The organism is Sphingomonas sp. DBB INV C78, from assembly GCF_042693015.1.
Classification (GTDB): Bacteria; Pseudomonadota; Alphaproteobacteria; order Sphingomonadales; family Sphingomonadaceae; genus Sphingomonas_E.
On sequence record NZ_CP170544.1, the window covers coordinates 3,394,138 to 3,413,526 of the forward strand.

Here is a 19,389-nt window from a genome sequence, read left to right on the forward strand (position 1 = left end):
TGCGCTTGAGATCATGAACCTTTGTTGAGGGCGGCGTTATCGCGCCATTCATCCGCCAGGATCGAATAGAGTGCGGTGTCGCGCAGATGCCCATTCCAGGTGACGCGTTCCTGTCGCATTACACCTTCCTTGACGCCGCCAAGCTTAGCGACTGCCGCCATCGATCGCGCGTTGCGCGCATCGATGCGGAATTCGATCCGCCGGAAACCGCAGGCGATCGCGTGGTCGATCTGCAATTCCTTGACCCGCCGGTTGAAGCCCGTTCCCCGCATGACCGGCGCGATATAGGTGTTGCCGACCTCCAGCAGCCCCTTGCCGGCATCGACCCCCAGATAAGCGGTCATGCCGACCACCTGCCCGTCATGCAGGATCGCGAACGCCAACCGCGCGGGGTTGGCGAGCAGCACGTCGAAGCTCTCGTCGAAATGATCGGGATCATAGGAGACGTTGTAGATCGACCAGATCTCGCTGTCCGCAGCGCATGCTGCGCGTAGTGCCTCGCGATGGTCCTCCTCCAGCGGCTTAAGCGCCACTTCACCGGCCTGCAGGGGGATGAGCAGGCGATCAGCATCGACCATCGTCACATAATCCTTTTCCAACGCGGCCGACTGCTAGCGCCTTTCGATCCAAAACGGGACTCTCCTTGAATGACGCAAAACAGTCATCGTCGAGTCACTGCCGCATCATGCCTGCCATGCGAGCCCCGTCCCCGCGTTCGATGTTGAAGGCAGGGGAGAAACGAGATGGAACTCAAGCAATTGCGACGCCGCTTAGGGCTGATGATGGCCGCGGCGGTTACGATCCTGGCGTGGACCAGCACTGCCCAGGCGAAGATCCTCGTTGACCAGAAGGAGCCTTATGGCGGCTATTCGGTCGGGGGCTATGACTGGACCAAGTTCACGGCAGCGCTCGGCGCCCAGCCGGATGGCTATGCGATCGGCGATCTCGGCAATGCGGCGGATGTCGCCAGTGCAGACGCCATCCTGGTCGTCGCGCGCTCCAATTTCGGTTCCGCACCGACGCTGTCCGCCACGGAGATCACCAACCTCACGAACTTTCTCGCAACCGGTGGCCGCGTCGCGCTGATCGGTGAAGGCGCCTTCTTCTTCAATCTGTTCAGCGAGAATATCATCGACTTCTCGAGCGGCGGTACCGCCACCGTTGGCGGCAACGTCAACACCACCGCCAATGCGATCGCCACGCACGAACTGACCAATGGCGTGACCTCAGTCCATATTCAGGGCGCCGGAATTGTCTCGGGTGGCAGCGGCCTCGCACTGTTCGACCAGAATTTCGCAACCCTGTGGGGCGATAATCTGCTGACGGTGATGGACCTCAACGTGCTGCAGGATAATCCCGCGCCTGTGTTCCGCGACAATATCGCAGCATGGCTCGGCGCGTCCTCGCCGGCGCCGGTGCCCGAACCGGCAAGTTGGGCGATGATGATTGCGGGCTTCGGCCTGATCGGCGCAACCATGCGCCGTTACGGCCAGCGGAACGTGACCGTCCGCTACGCCTGACTTGCTGGGAGGCCGCTGTCGCGATGCGATGGCGGCCTTTTCGCGTCAGTCTTCATTGTCGAGATCGCGGGCGATTTCCGGCCGACGCAACACCGCATCGATATGGCTGCCCTCGTCGAAGCTTTCGTCGACCAGGAATTTCAGCTTGGCGGCATATTTGGTGTTCACCCGCCGCGCGACCTCGCTTTGCAGATAGGCCGTGTTGGTGCGCAGCGCCTTCAGCACCACGCCCTCATCGGCGCCGAGCAGCGGCTTCACGAACGCGGTGGCGTGCCGCAGGTCGGGCGACATGCGGACTTCGGTAACGGATACGCTGTGCTTAGCCAGCACATCATCATGCACATCCCCGCGCATCAGCACTTCGGACAAGGCATGGCGCACCTGTTCACCGACGCGGAGCACACGGACGGACTTGCCTTCGGGGGTTTCGTTACGACGCATCGGCGCTGACCTTTCAGCCCAATCCCACCGCGGGCCGGCGGAAGCGAGATGCCTCCGCCGACGACGCGATTACAGGGTCCGGGCGCGCTCCTCGACTTCGAAGGTTTCGAGGAAGTCGCCCGGCTTGATGTCGGTCGAACCTTCCAGCGTGACGCCGCATTCCAGACCGGCGCGAACCTCGGGCACGTCGTCCTTGAAGCGACGCAGCGAGGCGATCGAGCCGTTGTAGATGATGACGTCGTCGCGCGTGACACGGGCGCGCAGGGCCTTGCGGATATAGCCGTCGGTGACGAGCAGACCCGCCGCCTTGCCATGCTTGCCGGCGGAGAAGACTTCGCGGATTTCGGCGCGGCCGACGACCGTTTCGAAATATTCCGGCCCGAGCTGGCCTGCCATCGCCGCGCGAATCTCGTCCAGCAGATCGTAGATCACGTCATAATATTTGAGCGCGACCCCATCCCGCGTAGCGAATTCGCGCGCCTTGGCATTGGCGCGGACATTGAAGCCGATGATCGGCGCCTTCGAAGCCGCGGCCAGCGTGACATCGCTCTCGGTGATGCCGCCGACGCCCGAGTGCAGGATCCGCACCTGGATATCGTCGGTCGAAATCTTGTTGAGCGAGCCGATGATCGCTTCGACCGACCCTTGCGTGTCGGCCTTGACCACCACCGGATATTGCTGGGCCTGCTTGTCGCGCAGCGCCGAGAACATGGATTCCAGGCTGGCCGGAGCCGAAGTCGTCCGCTTCTGGTGAATGACGCTGGCACGATAGGCCGCGACTTCGCGGGCCCGCGCTTCGTTCTCGACAACCGACAGCGGATCACCCGCACCCGGCACACCAGACAGACCCAGCACCTCGACCGGAGTCGACGGGCCGGCTTCCTTGACCTGCTGTCCCTTATCGTTGACGAGCGCGCGGACCTTGCCGCTTTCCGCGCCGACGACGAAGATGTCGCCAACCTTGAGCGTGCCGCGGCCGACGAGGATCGTCGCCACCGGACCGCGCCCCTTGTCGAGCTTGGCTTCGATCACAGTGCCTTCGGCCGCACGATCGGGATTGGCCTTGAGCTCGAGGATTTCGGCCTGGAGTTCGATCTTCTCGATCAACTCGTCGAGGCCGGTCTTCTTGAGCGCTGAGACCTCCACTTCCTGCACGTCGCCACCCATGCTTTCGACTTGAACGTCGTGCTGGAGCAGCGCTTCACGCACGCGCTGGGCGTTGCTGCCCGGCTTGTCCATCTTGTTGATCGCGATGATCATCGGCACGCCGGCCGCCTTGGTGTGATTGATCGCCTCGATGGACTGGGGGCGCAGACCATCGTCGCCGGCGACCACGATCACCACGATATCGGTGATGTTGGCACCGCGCGCGCGCATCTCGCTGAACGCTTCGTGGCCCGGCGTGTCCAGGAAGGTGATCTTCGATCCATCCTTCACCGTCACCTGATAGGCGCCGATATGCTGGGTGATGCCGCCCGCTTCGCCCGACGCCACATCGGTGCCGCGCAAGGCATCGAGCAGCGAGGTCTTGCCGTGATCGACATGGCCCATGATCGTAACGACCGGAGGACGTGACTGGAGCGTCTCGTTCGCATCAACGTCCTCGGACGTGACGATGTCGACATCGCTTTCGGACACACGCTTGATGTTGTGACCAAATTCCGTGACCAGCAGTTCGGCCGTGTCCTGGTCGATCGTCTGATTGACGGTGACAGGCATGCCCATCTTGAACAGTGCCTTCACGAGGTCCGCGCCGCGCTCGGCCATACGATTGGCCAGTTCGGCAACCGTGATGGTCTCCGGCACGACGACGTCGCGCACTTGCTTGGCAGCCGGGCCGCCCATCTGATGTGCGCGCTTGTCCTTTTCACGCGATCGCTTGAGCGCCGCAAGGCTGCGCGCACGCGCGCCGCCGTCGCCGTCATCAAGCGCGCGGGTAACGGTAAGCTTGCCGGACTGACGGCGATCGTCTCCGCCCTTGCGATCGCGCGACGGCTTGGCCGGCTCGGGACGCTTCGGCGCGACGACCGGCGTGAAGCGGCGCGGCGGCGGCGCGGATGATCCACGCTCGGCCGGCGCAGCGGCTTCGGCCGTCTCGGCAGCAGGCTCGGTCACAGGCGCTGCAACCTCTTCCGCAGCGCGGACGGCAGCGGCCTCAGCTTCCTGCACAGCGATCTTGGCCGCTTCTTCCTCGGCGCGACGATTATCTTCGGCGCGGCGGCGTTCCTCTTCGGACGCCTCCTGCTTCTCGCGATCCTCACGGCGGCGCGCTTCTTCGAGCGCGGTCATGCGCGCTTCCTCGGCCTCGCGCAGCAGGCGTTCCTGCTGCTCGCGCCGTTCGAGCGGCGTCATCGGGCGCGCAGGAGCAGCAGGCCGGGCCGGGGCCGGCACCGCTGGCTTGGCCTGAACCTGATGGACCGGCGCAGCAGGCGTCGGAGCGGGTGCCGCCGCAGCGGGCTGAGCCGCAGGTGCAGGTGCCGGCGCCGGCGTCGGCTCGACAACCGCTTCCTGCACATGCGTTTCGCCCTCACCGGGCTTGCCGAGGATGCGGCGGCGCTTGACCTCCACAACAACGGTGTTCGAGCGGCCATGGCTGAAGCTCTGCTTCACCTTGCCCGTCTCGACCGTGCGCTTGAGACCCAGAGGTGCGCGCATACCCAGTTTCGGCTTGTCGTTATCGCTCATCGAGTACCCGAACCCCTCAGTTCAATTTCGTAGCGCCGATGAACCTTGCGAAGCCATATCGCAAGGTTCGGCGCTGCCGTTCCGTCCAATAAAGCCGCGCCAGCGGCCAAGTGCATCGGAGACGCGCGCGGCGGCAGCCGGCGCGATAAGCGCGATATGTACCACATTTTCGCGCCCCAAAGCCATCGACAATATGGCGCGGCTCGCCGGGATTACGAGTCCCCGCGTATCCGTGCCTTCCATATCCAGTCCGACGCGCAGCGCCTGATCCAGTTTCCGCGTGCCGTCCGCAGCGGCATCGCGGGCGTGAAGTAGCAGCGAAACCGTGCCCTTGCGCGCGGCATCGACGATCTTCTCGCTGCCAGTCAGCAGATGACCGGCGCGCGCTTCCAGGCCCAACCGATCGAGCGCCGCGCGTTCCAGCGCGCGTTCGATCTGCGCCGGCAGATCATCGGGAATCAGGAAGCTCGCCGTCTTGAAGGCACGGGCGAGTGCGCCCTTGAGCTTGCCCTTCGCGATCGCCGTTTCCAGAGCCGCCCGATCGACAGCGATCCAAGCGCCACGACCACCCGCCTTTGCGCGAATGTCCGGCGCGACGGTGCCATCTGGGCCGAGCGCGAGACGAATCAGCCCGTCCCGTGCACCATGCTCGCCAGAGAGCACGCAGCGGCGTTCGGGAGCGCGATCCGTGTCGGACGCACCACCTTCACTCGTGACCCGCGGACGCGAGCCACGATGTGCACGCTTCCCGCCCGATGACTTGCCGTCGGGCGGGAGGGCGTTCGGATCTAGATCCTCAAGACGATCATTGTTCGCCATCCGCGGACGCGTCCTCCTGCGTCTCGTCGGCAAACCAATGGGCACGCGCGGCCATGATGATCTCGTTGCCCTGCTCTTCGGACAGATTATATTCGGCAAGCACGCCACCCTTGTCCTCGGGGCGCTTCTGCGCGCTTTCGGCGCGGCGGCGCGGCTCGGCGCGCTTCTTCTGGATCAGCTCGTCAGTGGCGAGATCGGCGAGGTCGTCGAGCGTCTTGATGCCCGCCTTGCCCAAGGTCACCAGCATCGCTTCGGTGAGGTAGGGCAGTTCGGCCAGACCGTCCTCGACGCCAAGCGCGCGACGCTCGTCACGGTTCGCCTGTTCACGGCGGTCGAGCGCTTCCTGGGCGCGGCTCTGCAGCTCGGCGGCGAGTTCTTCGTCGAAGCCCTCGATCGCGGCGATTTCGTCGGCCTCGACATAGGCCACTTCCTCGAGGCTGCCGAAGCCTTCGGCGACCAGGAGCTGGGCCAGCGTCTCGTCCACGTCGAGTTCGTTCTGGAACATCTCCGAGTTCTGGACGAATTCCTTCTGGCGCTTCTCGCTGGCGTCAGCTTCGGTCAGGATGTCGATCGCCTTGCCGGTAAGCTGGCTGGCGAGACGGACATTCTGGCCGCGACGGCCGATGGCGAGCGAAAGCTGGTCATCGGGCACGACCACCTCAATGCGCTCTTCTTCCTCGTCGATGACGACGCGGGCGACCTGGGCGGGCTGCAGCGCGTTGACTACGAAGGTCGCAGTGTCGGGCGACCAGGGGATGATGTCGATCTTCTCGCCCTGCATCTCCTGCACGACGGCCTGGACGCGGCTGCCCTTCATGCCGACGCAGGCGCCGACCGGATCGATCGAGCCGTCATGCGAGATGACGCCGATCTTGGCGCGGCTGCCCGGATCGCGGGCGGCCGCCTTGATCTCGATGATACCGTCGTAGATTTCGGGCACTTCCTGCGCGAACAGCTTCTTCATGAAGTCCGGGTGCGCGCGCGAAAGGAAGATCTGCGGGCCGCGGTTTTCGCGACGCACCGACAGGATCAGCGAACGGACGCGATCGCCAACGCGCAGCACTTCGCGCGGGATCTGCTGGTCGCGGCGAATGACGCCTTCGGCGCGGCCGAGATCGACGACGACATGGCCGAATTCGACGCGCTTGACGACACCGGTGATGATCTCACTGGCCCGGTCCTTGAACTCCTCATGCTGGCGCTCGCGCTCGGCATCGCGGACCTTCTGGAAGATCACCTGCTTGGCAGCCTGCGCGGCGATGCGGCCGAATTCGATCGGCGGCAGCGGATCGACGATGAAGTCGCCGACGGCGGCGCCCTTCTGCAGCTTCTGCGCATCGACGACCGAGACCTGCTTGAAATAGTCGTCAACCGCTTCGACCACCTCGACGACGCGCCACAGGCGCATGTCGCCCGACCGCGGATCGATCTTGGCGCGGATATCGTTCTCCGCACCGTAGCGGGCACGGGCCGCACGCTGGATCGCGTCCTCCATCGCCTCGATCACGATTTCGCGGTCGATCAGCTTCTCGCGCGCAACGGCATCGGCGATCGCGAGCAGCTCGGCCTTGTTGGCGGAAATGGCGGTGGCCATGACTTGGATCCTATCCTTCCTTCGAAATTCTGTCCGCGCCTTCGGTCGAAAGCGGCGCGGTTGCCTTCAGTAGTGCATCGGTCAGGATCAGCTTGGCGCTGGCGATCTGGCCAAAGGGGATCGCGATTTCGCCGACCCTTTCGGCATACACCTTCACGACATCGCCTTCGAGTCCCTGCAGCCGCGCATCGAACTGCTTGCGGCCGTCGAGCGGCGGCACAACCTTGATGCGGGCATCGAACCCAGCCCAATCCTGATAATCCTGAAGCCGCGTGAGCGGCCGATCGATCCCCGGCGAGCTGACCTCGAGCCGATAGGCTTCCTCGATCGGGTCGGCGGCATCGAACACGTCGGAAATGCGGCGCGACAGCGCCTCGCAATCGGCAAGATCCAGCTGCCGGGTGTCCGGGCGCTCGGCCATCACCTGCAAGGTAGGATCGGACTTGCCACCGAACATCGCGACACGCACGAGCGCCAACCCGAGAGCCTGGGCTTCCGGTTCGATCAGCTTCGTCAACGCGGCAATGTCCGCCATCTTGCTCCTTAAACGACCATGCGGCTCCGGCGCCGGCCCCGGGGTGGAGCCGACCTCGCCAATGTCACCAATGTCGAGAGAGGCTGCGATATAGGCGATGGCGTAGCATTCGGCAAGCCGAGTCTGTCATGCCCCATCGGGCTTGATAATCGGCTGAATCCTCGTTCTATTCACGAGACCGGGGGGACCAACGGCGGAGTCAAACGCGCGATGTGGTTGCTGGATCGGATGCTGCGTCGGATCATCAAGCGTGGCGAACTGATGGCGCGCTATGCCAATGGCCAGACGAGGACCTATGGCAAGGCCGAGGCCGGCTGGCCGACGATCCGGATTTCCCTCACCGACAAGGGCGCCCCCAGTTTCATCGCCCGCAACCCGCGGCTCGGCGCAGCGGAAGCCTGGATGGATGGTCGCCTGAAGGTCGAAGGCGACAATATACGCGGCCTGATCGATCTGCTGCGCGCCAACGCGCCTTGGGAAAAGGGCGGCAACAAGCTCAAGTCGAGCCCGTCCAAGCGCATGATCCATGCGGTCGCCTCGCGGCTCGACCGGATCAACTGGGCGCGGCGGTCGAAGCGGAACGTGGCGCACCATTATGATCTCGACGCCCGCCTCTACGATCTCTTCCTCGACGCCGATCGCCAATATAGTTGCGCCTATTTCACCGACCCCGATAATCCGCTGGAGCAGGCCCAGGCCGACAAGAAGGCCCATATCGCCGCGAAGCTCGCCCTGAAGCCGGGGCTGCGCGTGCTCGACATCGGCTGCGGCTGGGGCGGCATGGCGCTCTATCTCAACCGCGTCGCCGACGTCGACGTGCTCGGCATCACGTTGTCGGAAGAGCAACTCGCCATCGCCCGGCGCCGCGCGGAGGAAGCAGGCGTCGCCGATCGGGTGAAGTTCGAGTTGGTCGACTATCGCGACGTGACGGGGACGTTCGACAGGATCGTGTCGGTCGGCATGTTCGAGCATGTCGGCCCCCCGCATTACGACACCTTCTTCCGCAAGTGCCGGTCGCTGCTGGCCGAGAACGGGGTGATGCTGCTCCACACGATCGGCCGGATGGGGAAGCCCGGAACTACCGATGCCTTCACCACCAAATATATCTTCCCCGGCGGCTATATCCCCGCCTTGTCGGAGGTGGTGCGATCCAGCGAGCGGACCAAGCTGATCCTTTCCGACATGGAAACGCTGCGGCTGCATTACGCCTACACGCTGGATCTCTGGTACGACCGCACTGTCGATGCGCGCGACGAGATCGAGACGATCTACGACGCGCGCTTCTATCGACTCTGGCTCTTCTATCTCGCCGGGGCGGCGGCCGCGTTCCGCCGGGGCGGTATGTGCAATTATCAACTTCAATATATCCGGCGCCGCGACGCGCTGCCGTTGACGCGAGACTATATGCTTGAAAGCGAAGGGGCTTTACGTCGCACGGACGATCATCGGTCTTTCCTTGCAACCGCCGCCGCGAATAAGACGTTGGCGGCAGAATAACCGAGGAAACGTCACATGCACCGCGCACGTTGGGTCGCCTGCGCCCTTATCAGCCTTGCCGCTTGCGGCTCGACACCGTCCGTCGCGGCTGACAAGCCCTTCCAGACGACGGTGGTGGCAGACTTCGTGTCGCCTTGGGCGATGACCTTCCTACCCGACGGACGCATGCTTGTGACCGAGAAGGACGGCCGCATGCTGCTCGTTTCGGCGGACGGCAAGCAAGCGACGCCGCTCGCCGGCATCCCGGCGGTCGACAGCGAAGGCCAGGGCGCGCTGATGGATGTCGTGCTGCACCCGAAATTCGCCGAGAACCGGCTGGTCTATTTCAGCTTTTCCGAGAAGGGCCAAACCGGCAAGGGCGTCGCGCTCGCCCGCGGCACCCTCGCGGACGGTCCCAAGCCGGCGCTGGAAAATGTTGCGGTCATTTTCCGGGGCAGCCCCTTCGTCGAAGGCAATGGCCATTATTCCGGCCGGATCGCCTTCTCACCCGATGGCTATCTGTTCTTCACCGCGGGCGAACGGCAGAAATTCGATCCCGCGCAGGATCCGAAATCGACGCTCGGCAAGGTGCTGCGGCTGAACGACGATGGCACACCGGCCGCCGGCAATCCGCTTGCCGCCAAGGGCTTTCACCCGGCGATCTGGAGCTATGGCCATCGCAACCTGCTGGGCATCGCGTTCGATGCCCAAGGCAATCTGTGGGAGCAGGAAATGGGCCCGCGTCACGGCGACGAGCTCAACCTGATCCTTCCGGGCCGCAATTATGGCTATCCGATCGTTTCCAACGGCGATCATTATGATGGCCGCGTGATCCCTGATCACGACACCCGCCCCGATCTGGAAGCGCCCAAGGTGTTCTGGAACCCGGCCATCTCGCCGGCGGGGCTGATGATTTACAATGGTGACATGTTCCCGGCCTGGAAGAACAGCGCTTTCCTGGGCGCGATGAACACGCCCGGCCTGGTCCGCGTCCAGCTCGACGGCACCAATGCACGCAAGGCCGACCAGTGGGATATGGACGGCCAGCGCATCCGCGAGGTTGAACAAGGCCCCGACGGCGCCGTCTGGCTGCTGGAGGACGGCGACGACGGGTCCAAGGGACGCCTGCTGAAGCTCACGCCGAAAGGCTGAGCTTCAAGCGGCCTTGTCGCCGAACTTTTCCAGACAGCTCGTCATCACTGCCATTGGCTGACCAGCCTTCACCATCGTTGCGAGCGCAGTGTTGCGAAGCTCTGTCGCCTGGTCGCTGTCGCTCTTGATGCCCTTGGCAGCGAGATCAGCGCCGAGCTTGGGATCGAGCGCGCGGTTCATCTTGCCATATTCGGTCAGCCGATCGCCATAAGCCGCGTCCTGTGATCCGAGCGCCCTGGCAAGGAAGGCGCCGAGCGCATAGCAGCCGCGTCGCGCCAGCGCCGTATCGGCGGGCAGCGTCGGCGTCGCGATCTGCGTCGCCGGATAGGCATCGGCGCAGGGCTTGGCGAGTTCCTGCCATTTGCCACCGGTGATATTGCCTTCAAGCTGCGGCATGCGATCGACCACAGCGGCCGCCCGCGTCGTATCGAACGCCTTGCCTTCGGATGCCTCCAGCATCGCATAATGCATGGTCTTGCCCTGCTGCTCGAACGGCAGGGGTGCCGCGATATTGCTGGTGCCGGCCCGTGCGCCCGCTGCCGCAACGACGCCGCAGGTCGCCGCGCGGTCGATGGGATCGTCGGGCAGAGCGAGTTGTTTCTGTCCGCAGCCGGACAGCACCAGCCCCAGTAGGGCTGGCGTGATAATGGCGACCCGCATTTCTGTTCTCCGTTATCGTTTCGTCCCCGCATATACCGGTGAGCACGGCATCGGGTTCCCGCTGATGGTTGCGCGGGGCCATGATCGCGGCTATTGGGCGGCCGTCATCTGGGGAGTAGCCAGCCGCCCAACAGGCGGGCCGCCGCGTCAACATACTTGGCTGAGAGGCCATGGCGCAGCGGGAACGGACCACCATCGCGGTGGACCATTCGGGCGAGACCAATGACACCGCACTTTCGCCTGGCCGGGCGGGAGGTGTGGTGTCGTTGGAATCTTCGCCGCCCGGCCCCGGAGAGTCTGTTCATGGAAGCCCTGTTCACCTCGACCGCACTGGTTGCGCTCGCCGAAATCGGTGACAAGACGCAGTTGCTGGCGATCCTGCTGGCGACGCGGTTCAAGCGGCCCTGGCCGGTCATCGCCGGCATCTTCGCCGCGACCATCGCCAATCATTTCCTCGCCGCACTGGTCGGATCGCAGGTCGCATCACTGCTCGACGGCGCGTGGTTCCGCTATCTGATCGCAGCGTCCTTCATCGCGATGGCCGCATGGACGCTGATTCCCGACAAGATCGACGATCTGGAGGACAAGCCGGCGCGGTTCGGCGCCTTCCTGACCACGACGATCGCCTTCTTCCTGGTCGAAATGGGGGACAAGACGCAGATCGCGACGGTCGCGCTCGGCGCCCGCTTCCATGATGTCGTGCTTGTCACCATCGGCACGACGCTCGGCATGATGATCGCCAATGTGCCAGCGGTGTTCCTGGGCAATGAGCTGATCAAACGCGTGCCGATGCGCACGGTCCACGTCGTCGCTGCCGTGCTCTTCCTCGCGATCGGCCTGTGGCTGATCGCGCAAACCGCGGGCTGGCTCTAAATCAATCGGCGACGAAGCCGGCGGGCGGGACGCGGACGACGAAATGTCCCTTCACGCCTTCCGGCCAGTCGCGATAGGGCACCTTGCCTTCCTCGCTTGCGGCGTGGCACGCGGCATAATCCAAGATGGCGCGGGCGGCGTCCTCGCTCGGCTCGAACCGGCCGAGGACATAGCCGATCTTTCCTGGTGCGCGGATATGGACGGTGCAGTGTTCGGTACAGGCGAAAAGGCAGGGCATTTCCTGGACCGCCACGCCACCGAATGCTGGATTTGCGCCGCGGACGGAGCGGAGCGCTTCCGCCAGCCGCGCCCCGCCGCGCACGCCGGCCGCATCCGTTGGGGATGCGGCCGAGTGGCGGCAGGTGTTGCAGACGACCACCGCCGGGCCATCGGCAACGCGCGTCAGCATGTCAGGCGGCCTTGAGGCGGCCGGTGGGCGCGGGCATGCCGATCGCCACCAGACCACGATAGAGCGCGAGCAAGCCCAGCAGGATCGCGGCATTGCGCGCGAACTGCTCGACCATCAGGCTGGGCGACAGGCTGATCGCCATGCCACCAAGCTTGAGTGCGAAGAGCGCGATCACCGCCTTGAACGCGATGAAACCGGCGACATAAGCAAGGCCGAGCCGGATGGCGATGCCAAGCCCTGCAAAGCGATCGGCAACCGCATGGGCTGCGAGGGCCGAAATCACCGCCGCGCAGCCGAGGCCGATCCCCCAACCGAGGGTGGAGGGATCATGCGGATAGCCGAGCAGGCCGAAGCCCACCGCCTGGCTCGCCACCCAGGCCGCCACCGCCAACCACACGCCATCGCTGCGCCGCATGTGCAGTGCAGCCAGAGCGGACAAAGCCGGGAACGGCGTCGCGCAGGCCAGCGCCAGCGTCGTCACCGTGCTGGCGATGGTCAGGAGCATGATCCAGAGCGTCGATGCGCGTTTTTCGACAAGGGATTTGGTCATCCTGTCCTCCCGTCAGAAACGCGCGCGGACGCCAGCGTAGAAGCTGCGCCCCAGCGTGCCGTAGCGGTTGATCGTCTGATAATTTTCATCGAACAGATTCTCGACGCGGGCGAACAGGCGGGCGCCATCCTGAACCTCCAGTTCGGCGCGCAGATCGACCAGGGTATAGTCGTCCAGGCGCGTCGTGTTGGACGCATTGTCATAGCTCTTACCCGACCAGCGGACCGCCGCACCGGTGGTGAGGCCGAACGGCCAGTCGTAGCTGACCGAAGCATTGGCGGTTTCGCGCGGACGGCGCGGCAGCCAGTTGCCGGTGGTACGGTCAATCGACTTCACCCAGCTATAATTGCCGTCGACCTGCAGCCGATCGCCGATCCGCAGCGACGCCGTCGCCTCAATGCCCTCGGCCTTGGCGCGGGCGAGGTTGAGATAATAGCCGAAGCGCAGGTCGGTCGTACCCGGCACAAGGCAGAGCGGATCGCCCTGCGTCGGATCGGCCGGCGGCGGGAACGGGCAGCTATTGAAGATGATCTGATCCTTGGTCTTCCGCTCGAACCAGGTGGCGCCAAGGGTCAACGCATTGTCGAACAGGCGCTGCTCCACGCCCGCTTCCCAGCCGTCGGCGCGCTCGGGCGAGAGGCCGGTATTCCCGTACTCGGAATAGAGCTGGTAGAGCGACGGCGCCTTGAACGCCTCGCCATAATTGGCACGCAGAATTGTGCCGGTGGGAAACTTCGCCGTGGCGCCGCCGGCAAACAGGGTCTTGCCGCCATAGGTCTTGTGATCGTCATGGCGGACGCCGCCGGTGAGGGTAAGAACGCTGAGCAACTCGCCACTTAACTGACCGTAGAAACTGGTGATCTCGGCCTTGCCGCGGATCGGATCGGGCACGGGGATCGAAAGCGAGCCCGCGGGCGAGACGCTGCGGAAGCTCGACCGCTCATTTTCCGCGCCGAACAACGCAGTCCAGCTATCCGTGATCGCGAAGGTGCCCTGATATTCGATCCGCTTGTTCTTGCCGGCAGCATCGAAGGTCTGCGGGCGCTGACGCGTCGGATCATAATTGTCGCGATCGGTATCGGTGTAGCCATAGCCGATACGGTTGCGGAAGCGGCCGTTCAGCAGGTCGACATTGAGGCCGGCATAGCCCACGAATTCGCGGTTTATGCCGTATTCGGCGGTGTCCCCCGAGAAGCCGTCAATCTCGACACGGCCGCGGGCATAATAGCCGCGCAGATCGGCGCTGACGCCTTCCGCAATGGTGAGTTCGGCCCGGCCGCTGACCGTGCGGTTGGTATAGCCGTCGGCCTCGCCCTTGCCGGTGGCGGGCTTGATCGCCGAGATGCCGTCGGTGGTGAAGGCGGTGCCGCCGATCCGCCAGGCGAGCGGGCCGGTGCGCCCACCCAGCGCCGCGCGGGCGTTGACCGTCTCGCGCGATCCGGCCTCAATATCGAAGCTGGCCTCCAGATCTTCCTGCGGCTCGGCAGTCACGATGTTGACGACGCCACCGATCGCCTGGCTGCCCCACAGGATCGACTGCGGCCCGCGCAGCACTTCGATCCGCTCGGCATCGCCGACCAGCAGATTGGCGAAGTTGAAGCCGCCGCCCGTGGAGGAGGGATCGTTGAGCTTGACGCCATCGATCACCACCACCGTCTGATCGGCTTCCGCGCCACGGATGCGGACCGAGGTCGTGGTGCCATAGCCGCCGTTGCGCGACATGGAGAGGCCGGGCGTGCGGATCAGCAATTCGGTGACGCCGATATCCTGCGCGCGGTCGATCGCCGCCTTGTCGAGCACCGTGACGGACGAAGCCACCCGATCGATGTTCGTCGCCGCACGCGTGGCGGTGACGATGATCGCGCCGCCCTCACCCGCTTCGGGCGCGACTGCGGCGTCGGGCGCCGGCGCCACCTGTGCGGCGAAAGCGGACGTCGAGAGCAACAGGCTGGAAAGAATGAATGGTCTGAACATTGAACGAAACCCCTGTGACACGGACATGCCACGCCATCGCAAGGGATCGGCCCACGACCTCGCCCCCGCGAAAACGCGGCTACGATGTCGTCGCTCGGGTTCTGACCCGTCCGTTCGGCGCACCCTGGCCGGACGAAAGACGACCGCGACGGGCAGGTCTCCTGGCTTGCGGGTCATCACCGGTTCGGGCCGCCTTCTCGGGACCGGAAGTCCCAATGGCATGTGGCCCGATGGCTCGCCGCTCACAGTTGCAGGGGCAGCCGGGGTTTTGAACCCCGTTCCCTTTTCATCCCCGTCGCCGGGGAACCTGTCGCGACCGCGCCGATAGTCCGGGCGGGCCATCGCGGTCAACCGTGATGATCGAGCGGCACGATCAGCCGCCCGCCTTCCGCCTCGCCGATCCAGGCGCGAATGCCATAGACCGTGGCCAGCCGCCCCGCCGTCAGCACGGCATCGGGCGGGCCATTCGCGACCAGCCGGCCTTCGTGCAGCAGGATCAACCGATCGCAATGCCGCGCGGCGAGCGTCAGATCGTGGAGCACCGCCACCACCAGCGCGCCGGCCTGCGCCTGACGCTTCAGCAGGGCCATGACTTCAAGCTGATGGCCGGGATCGAGCGCCGCCAGCGGCTCATCGGCGATCAGCGCCGAGGCCTCGACCGCCAGCGTCCGGGCCAAAAGGACACGCGCGCGCTCGCCGCCCGACAATTCGGTCGCCGGGCGATCGCGCAGATGGCCGACATCGGCTTGGAGAATCGCCCGCTCGATCGCGATGCGATCGGCTTCACCGATCCGTGAGAAGGGCGCGAGATGCGGCAAGCGCCCTAATGCCACGAGCCGTTCCACCGTAAGCGGCCAGTGCAACGTCTGCCCCTGCGGCAGATAAGCTATCCGCCGGGCAAGATCGCTCCGGGGAATATGATCGACGGGCACGCCATCCACGCGGACTGCGCCCGCAGTCGCGGGCACCAGGCCGAGCAGCGCCCGGACGAGCGTCGACTTGCCGGCGCCATTGGGGCCGACCACGCCGATCAGCGCGCCGGGTTCGAGCGTCGTGCTCACCCCGTGGAGCACCGACCGCCGGCCAAGCGCGACATCGAGCGCTTCGATATTGATCGTCACCATAGCCGCCGCTCCCGCATCAGATGGACGAGGAAGATCGGCACGCCCAGGAAAGCGGTGACGACACCCAGTTTGAGTTCGGACGATGTCGGGATGATCCGCACCGCGACATCCGCCAGGGTGAGCAATGCCGCGCCGGCCAGCAGCGACGGCAGCAGGATCGCCGAGGGCGACCGATCAGTGAGCGGGCGGACGATATGCGGCACGATCAGGCCGATGAAGCCGATCGCGCCGGAGATGGAGACCGCTCCACCAACACCGATCGCCACGCCCAGCAACAGCCGCCACCGCACGCGCTTGAGATCGACGCCGAGCGACGCTGCGCCATCCTCGCCCAAGGTCAGCGCGTCGAGCGCGCGGCCATTCCACAATAGCAACCCGACGCCGACGAAGATGCACGGCAGCGCGATCCAGACATGCTGGAATGACCGATCCTCCAGCGAACCCATCAGCCAGGTCATGATCTCCATCGCCGCAAAGGGATTGGGCGACAGGTTGAGCGCGAGGCTGGTCGCCGCGACCGCCAATGTGCTGAGAGCAATGCCGGCGAGGATCAGGGTCAAAGGGCTTTCCGACCGGCCGGCGAGCATGGCCAGCACCGCGAGGCCGGCAAAGGCGCCGATGATGGCGAGCAGTGGCAGCATCACCGGATGCAGCGCCGCCACGCCAAAATAGAGCGCGCCGACCGCGCCCAACGCTGCGGTGCTTGAGACGCCGAGAACGGACGGTTCGGCCAGCGGGTTGCGCAGATAGCCTTGCAGAGCCGCACCCGACACGCCCAGCATCGCGCCCACCGATAGTGACAGCAATGCCCGCGGCAGACGCAATTCGATCAAAATGGTGCGCGCGATCGCATCGCCGTCCCCCGCGAGCACCGCGCCGATACGCGACCAGCCGAGCGGCACCGCCCCCACGCAGAGCGACAGCAACCCCGCCACGCCGGCGAGCAAGGTCAGGCCCAGAATCAGGACAAGACGGTTCATCCGCTTGTCTCCGTCCACACTTCTTGCCATGCCGCGCGGCGATGATCGCGCATATGATCCGCCTGCTGCCGCTGATGCTCTGCCTTGCCGCCGCGACGGCCGAGGCGAGGCCGCAACGGATCGTCTCGCTCAATCTCTGCGCCGACCAATATCTGATCGCGCTCGCCGATCCCGATCAGATCGCCGCGCTGACCCCGCTGGCGCGCGATCCGGTAATGTCCGCTGGCGCAGCCAGGGCGCGCAGCCTGCCGGTGGCGAACGGCCATGCCGAGGAAGTGCTGGCGCGCAACCCCGACCTGATCCTCGCCAGCCCGTTCCGCCGGCGTGAAGCGCTCGCCGCAGTCGATGGCAGCGGCAAGATGACGATCGATGTCCCGCCGGCGGAAAGCTATGCCGCGATCGTCGAGCAGATCCGCCTGGTCGCCCGCGCGGTCGGCCATCCGGCGCGTGGCGAGGCGTTGATCCGGCAGATGGATGCGGAACTCGCCACGATCCCGCGCAGCGGCCGCGGCCGGGTCGCGGCTTATTATCAGCGGCGCGGTTACATGACTGGAACCGGCACGCTGATCGACGAGCTGATGGGGCGGATTGGCCTCGTCAATCTTGCCAACAAGCTCGACAAGCCTGCGCTGGCCCTCATCTCGCTTGAGGAGATGGTCGCCTCGCGGCCCGATTTCCTGATTGTCGAAAGCAATGCCGACAAGGTCGTCGACCAGGGGACCGAGATGCTCCACCATCCGGCGCTCCGCCCGATCCCGCGACTTGCACTGCCGCAGGCGTGGACGGTGTGCGGCGGCCCGGCCTATGTGCTGGCCGCAAAGAGCCTCGCGGCGCAGTTGCAGGCCCGCCACTAGAACTCGATCCCCGCCTGCGCCTTCACGCCTGCGCGGAAGGGATGCTTCACCTGCGCCATCTCGGTGACGAGATCGGCAACCTCCAGCAGTTCCGCGGGTGCGTTGCGTCCCGTTACCACGACATGTTTCATCGCCGGCCGGGCGGCGAGCCCGTCCAGCACCTCATCCACCGGCAGATAGTCGTAACGCAAGACGATGTTGAGCTCATCGGCGATGACCATGGAATAAGCGGGATCGGCGATCATCCGCTTCACCTCGTCCCACGCGGCGCGCGTCACCTCGATGTCCCGCGCCCGGTCCTGCGTGTCCCAGGTGAAGCCTTCGCCCATCGGCTTGAACTCGACGAGATCGGGGAAGGCGTCGAGTACGACCTTCTCGCCGGTGCTCATCGCACCCTTGATGAACTGGACGATACCGACCTTGCGGCCATGGCCCATCATGCGAATGGCAAGCCCGAGCGCGGCAGTGGTCTTACCCTTGCCGGCGCCGGTGTGGACCATCAGCAGCCCCTTCTCGATCGTCTTGGCGGCGATCTTCCGGCGTTGTGCAGCTTGCACTTTCTTCATTTTGGCGGTGTGGCGCTCGGCCTCCGCCTCAGTGACCGTATCGGTCTTCTCCATGCGATCCCCCTGCCCAACGATCGCGACGGGCACATCGCGCCCGCCGCTCCACGTCGCCCAGACGGAGCACCGCGCCACGACCATTCCCTGGGCCGGGGCAAGAGCGACCCGCGCCGGCAGGTCTCCTGGCTCGCGGGTCAGGGCCAGGCGGGCCGCCTTCTCGGGAGTTATCCCAATGGCAAATGGCCCGCTGGCTCGCCGCTTACAGTTGCAGGGTCAGCCGCGGATTTGGGCGGAAGATGCCGCCCGTACCGCATTCCCTTTCAAAGCCCCGAGAAGGGGCACCGGCGCGTTGGGCCACGTCCTAGCCGCTTTCGCCGGTGCCGCCAAATCACATTTCGATGATGGGCTGGAAGCCGCCGTAAATCATGCGCTTGCCGTCGAACGGCGGATTGTCCGACTGCCCCTTCAGGCGCGGATCGGCCATCACCTTCTGGTTGATCGCATCGCGCGCCTCGCGCGACGGATAGGTGATCCACGAAAAGATCGTCGTCTCGCCCTCCTCCTGATGCACCGCGCGCGGGAAGGAGGTCAGCTCGCCATAGGGAACGTCATCGGCGAGGCATTCGACATAGGAAATCGCGCCATGTTCCTTCCAGACTTCGCCGGCGAGGGTCGCGAGCTTCTTATAATCCTCGATCTTATCCTTGCGGACCGCCACGATGAAACCGTCGACATAGGGCATCGCTCTCTCCTTCTGCTTTTGGCTGGCTTGCCAGCCAACGGGTCGGGGGTGACATGGTTCCGGGCGCGGTATAGGTGGCCCGCTCTCGCGATCACAGGAGCAGCGGCATGAGCGGCGGCGAAGACTATGTCTATGACGAGGCATCCGGCGAATGGATCAGCCCGGCCGAGGCCGCCGCGCGGCAGCCGACGGGCGGCGTCGAGGTCCGTGACGCAGTCGGCAATCTGCTGGCCGACGGTGATCAGGTGACGTTGATCAAGGATTTGAAGGTCAAGGGCGCCAACCAGACATTGAAGCGCGGCACGCTGATCAAGTCGATCCGCTTGACCGGCGACGCGCAGGAGATCGATTGCCGGTTCGAGGGGATCAAGGGCCTGGTGCTCCGCGCGGAGTTCGTCAAGAAACGCTGAGGCGCCGGATTGGCCGCCTGGTTCGGCC

General features: G+C 65.1%; 20 protein-coding genes and 2 riboswitches. Of the genes, 6 read left to right on the forward strand and 14 right to left on the reverse strand.

The window, feature by feature from the left end; genetic code table 11:
- Positions 1 to 11 precede the first annotated feature (11 nt).
- Positions 12 to 578, reverse strand: coding sequence for a GNAT family N-acetyltransferase (locus tag ACFB49_RS15830; RefSeq protein WP_380879992.1), 567 nt, complete (start codon positions 576 to 578; stop codon positions 12 to 14).
- A gap of 165 nt (positions 579 to 743) precedes the next feature.
- Here ACFB49_RS15830 and ACFB49_RS15835 point away from each other — a divergent pair, with 165 nt between their 5' ends.
- A complete protein-coding gene (locus ACFB49_RS15835) occupies positions 744 to 1,520 on the forward strand; it encodes a PEPxxWA-CTERM sorting domain-containing protein (RefSeq protein ID WP_380872218.1) in 777 nt (258 codons plus the stop codon).
- 45 nt (positions 1,521 to 1,565) lie between these two features.
- Here ACFB49_RS15835 and rbfA read toward each other — a convergent pair whose 3' ends face one another.
- The 5 genes from rbfA to rimP all read right to left on the reverse strand — a co-directional run bounded on the left by rbfA (position 1,566) and on the right by rimP (position 7,594).
- A complete protein-coding gene (gene rbfA, locus ACFB49_RS15840) occupies positions 1,566 to 1,961 on the reverse strand; it encodes a 30S ribosome-binding factor RbfA (RefSeq protein WP_380872219.1) in 396 nt (131 codons plus the stop codon).
- 69 nt (positions 1,962 to 2,030) lie between these two features.
- On the reverse strand, positions 2,031 to 4,646 hold the full coding sequence (gene infB / locus ACFB49_RS15845) for a translation initiation factor IF-2 (protein ID WP_380872220.1): 2,616 nt from the start codon (positions 4,644 to 4,646) through the stop codon (positions 2,031 to 2,033).
- 21 nt (positions 4,647 to 4,667) lie between these two features.
- Positions 4,668 to 5,465, reverse strand: coding sequence for a DUF448 domain-containing protein (locus ACFB49_RS15850; protein WP_380872221.1), 798 nt, complete (start codon positions 5,463 to 5,465; stop codon positions 4,668 to 4,670).
- On the reverse strand, positions 5,452 to 7,059 hold the full coding sequence (gene nusA / locus ACFB49_RS15855) for a transcription termination factor NusA (protein ID WP_380872222.1): 1,608 nt from the start codon (positions 7,057 to 7,059) through the stop codon (positions 5,452 to 5,454). Before nusA ends, ACFB49_RS15850 begins: the two co-directional genes overlap by 14 nt.
- Before the next feature lie 10 nt (positions 7,060 to 7,069).
- Complete coding sequence (gene rimP / locus ACFB49_RS15860; protein ID WP_380872224.1) at positions 7,070 to 7,594, reverse strand: ribosome maturation protein RimP; 525 nt, start codon at positions 7,592 to 7,594, stop codon at positions 7,070 to 7,072.
- 210 nt (positions 7,595 to 7,804) lie between these two features.
- Here rimP and ACFB49_RS15865 point away from each other — a divergent pair, with 210 nt between their 5' ends.
- Positions 7,805 to 9,091, forward strand: coding sequence for a class I SAM-dependent methyltransferase (locus tag ACFB49_RS15865; RefSeq protein WP_380872225.1), 1,287 nt, complete (start codon positions 7,805 to 7,807; stop codon positions 9,089 to 9,091).
- A gap of 15 nt (positions 9,092 to 9,106) precedes the next feature.
- Complete coding sequence (locus ACFB49_RS15870) at positions 9,107 to 10,222, forward strand: PQQ-dependent sugar dehydrogenase (protein WP_380872227.1); 1,116 nt, start codon at positions 9,107 to 9,109, stop codon at positions 10,220 to 10,222.
- 3 nt (positions 10,223 to 10,225) lie between these two features.
- Here ACFB49_RS15870 and ACFB49_RS15875 read toward each other — a convergent pair whose 3' ends face one another.
- The gene (locus ACFB49_RS15875) at positions 10,226 to 10,882 is read right to left on the reverse strand and encodes a hypothetical protein (RefSeq protein ID WP_380872228.1); all 657 of its coding nucleotides are present in this window, start codon (positions 10,880 to 10,882) and stop codon (positions 10,226 to 10,228) included.
- 303 nt (positions 10,883 to 11,185) lie between these two features.
- Here ACFB49_RS15875 and ACFB49_RS15880 point away from each other — a divergent pair, with 303 nt between their 5' ends.
- Positions 11,186 to 11,755, forward strand: coding sequence for a TMEM165/GDT1 family protein (locus tag ACFB49_RS15880; RefSeq protein ID WP_380872229.1), 570 nt, complete (start codon positions 11,186 to 11,188; stop codon positions 11,753 to 11,755).
- A 1-nt stretch (position 11,756) separates the two neighbouring features.
- Here ACFB49_RS15880 and ACFB49_RS15885 read toward each other — a convergent pair whose 3' ends face one another.
- From ACFB49_RS15885 to ACFB49_RS15905, 5 genes are all read right to left on the reverse strand, one after another.
- A complete protein-coding gene (locus tag ACFB49_RS15885) occupies positions 11,757 to 12,164 on the reverse strand; it encodes a DUF1636 domain-containing protein (protein WP_380872230.1) in 408 nt (135 codons plus the stop codon).
- A 1-nt stretch (position 12,165) separates the two neighbouring features.
- Entirely contained in the window at positions 12,166 to 12,714 is a 549-nt protein-coding gene (locus ACFB49_RS15890) for a hypothetical protein (protein WP_380872231.1), read from the reverse strand.
- Between the two features lie 12 nt (positions 12,715 to 12,726).
- Positions 12,727 to 14,688 (reverse strand): TonB-dependent receptor plug domain-containing protein, encoded by a 1,962-nt coding sequence (locus tag ACFB49_RS15895; RefSeq protein ID WP_380872232.1) that lies wholly within the window; start codon positions 14,686 to 14,688, stop codon positions 12,727 to 12,729.
- A gap of 133 nt (positions 14,689 to 14,821) precedes the next feature.
- Positions 14,822 to 15,014: riboswitch (cobalamin riboswitch) on the reverse strand.
- 21 nt (positions 15,015 to 15,035) lie between these two features.
- Positions 15,036 to 15,812, reverse strand: coding sequence for an ABC transporter ATP-binding protein (locus tag ACFB49_RS15900; RefSeq protein WP_380872233.1), 777 nt, complete (start codon positions 15,810 to 15,812; stop codon positions 15,036 to 15,038).
- Complete coding sequence (locus ACFB49_RS15905) at positions 15,806 to 16,792, reverse strand: FecCD family ABC transporter permease (protein ID WP_380872234.1); 987 nt, start codon at positions 16,790 to 16,792, stop codon at positions 15,806 to 15,808. The genes ACFB49_RS15900 and ACFB49_RS15905 overlap by 7 nt, the downstream gene beginning before the upstream one ends.
- Positions 16,793 to 16,845: 53 nt before the next feature.
- Here ACFB49_RS15905 and ACFB49_RS15910 point away from each other — a divergent pair, with 53 nt between their 5' ends.
- Complete coding sequence (locus ACFB49_RS15910) at positions 16,846 to 17,646, forward strand: ABC transporter substrate-binding protein (protein ID WP_380872235.1); 801 nt, start codon at positions 16,846 to 16,848, stop codon at positions 17,644 to 17,646.
- Here the strand turns inward: ACFB49_RS15910 and cobO are convergent.
- Together cobO and ACFB49_RS15920 are read right to left on the reverse strand one after the other, a co-directional pair.
- Positions 17,643 to 18,266: a cob(I)yrinic acid a,c-diamide adenosyltransferase gene (gene cobO, locus ACFB49_RS15915; RefSeq protein WP_380879994.1), complete on the reverse strand. Its 624-nt coding sequence runs from the start codon at positions 18,264 to 18,266 to the stop codon at positions 17,643 to 17,645. The two genes, ACFB49_RS15910 and cobO, sit on opposite strands and share 4 nt — an antisense overlap.
- 97 nt (positions 18,267 to 18,363) lie before the next feature.
- A riboswitch (cobalamin riboswitch) is annotated at positions 18,364 to 18,570 on the reverse strand.
- A gap of 27 nt (positions 18,571 to 18,597) precedes the next feature.
- Positions 18,598 to 18,951: a DUF1428 domain-containing protein gene (locus ACFB49_RS15920; protein WP_380872236.1), complete on the reverse strand. Its 354-nt coding sequence runs from the start codon at positions 18,949 to 18,951 to the stop codon at positions 18,598 to 18,600.
- Between the two features lie 107 nt (positions 18,952 to 19,058).
- Here ACFB49_RS15920 and ACFB49_RS15925 point away from each other — a divergent pair, with 107 nt between their 5' ends.
- Positions 19,059 to 19,361: an alkylphosphonate utilization protein gene (locus ACFB49_RS15925; protein WP_380872237.1), complete on the forward strand. Its 303-nt coding sequence runs from the start codon at positions 19,059 to 19,061 to the stop codon at positions 19,359 to 19,361.
- Positions 19,362 to 19,389: the final 28 nt, after the last annotated feature.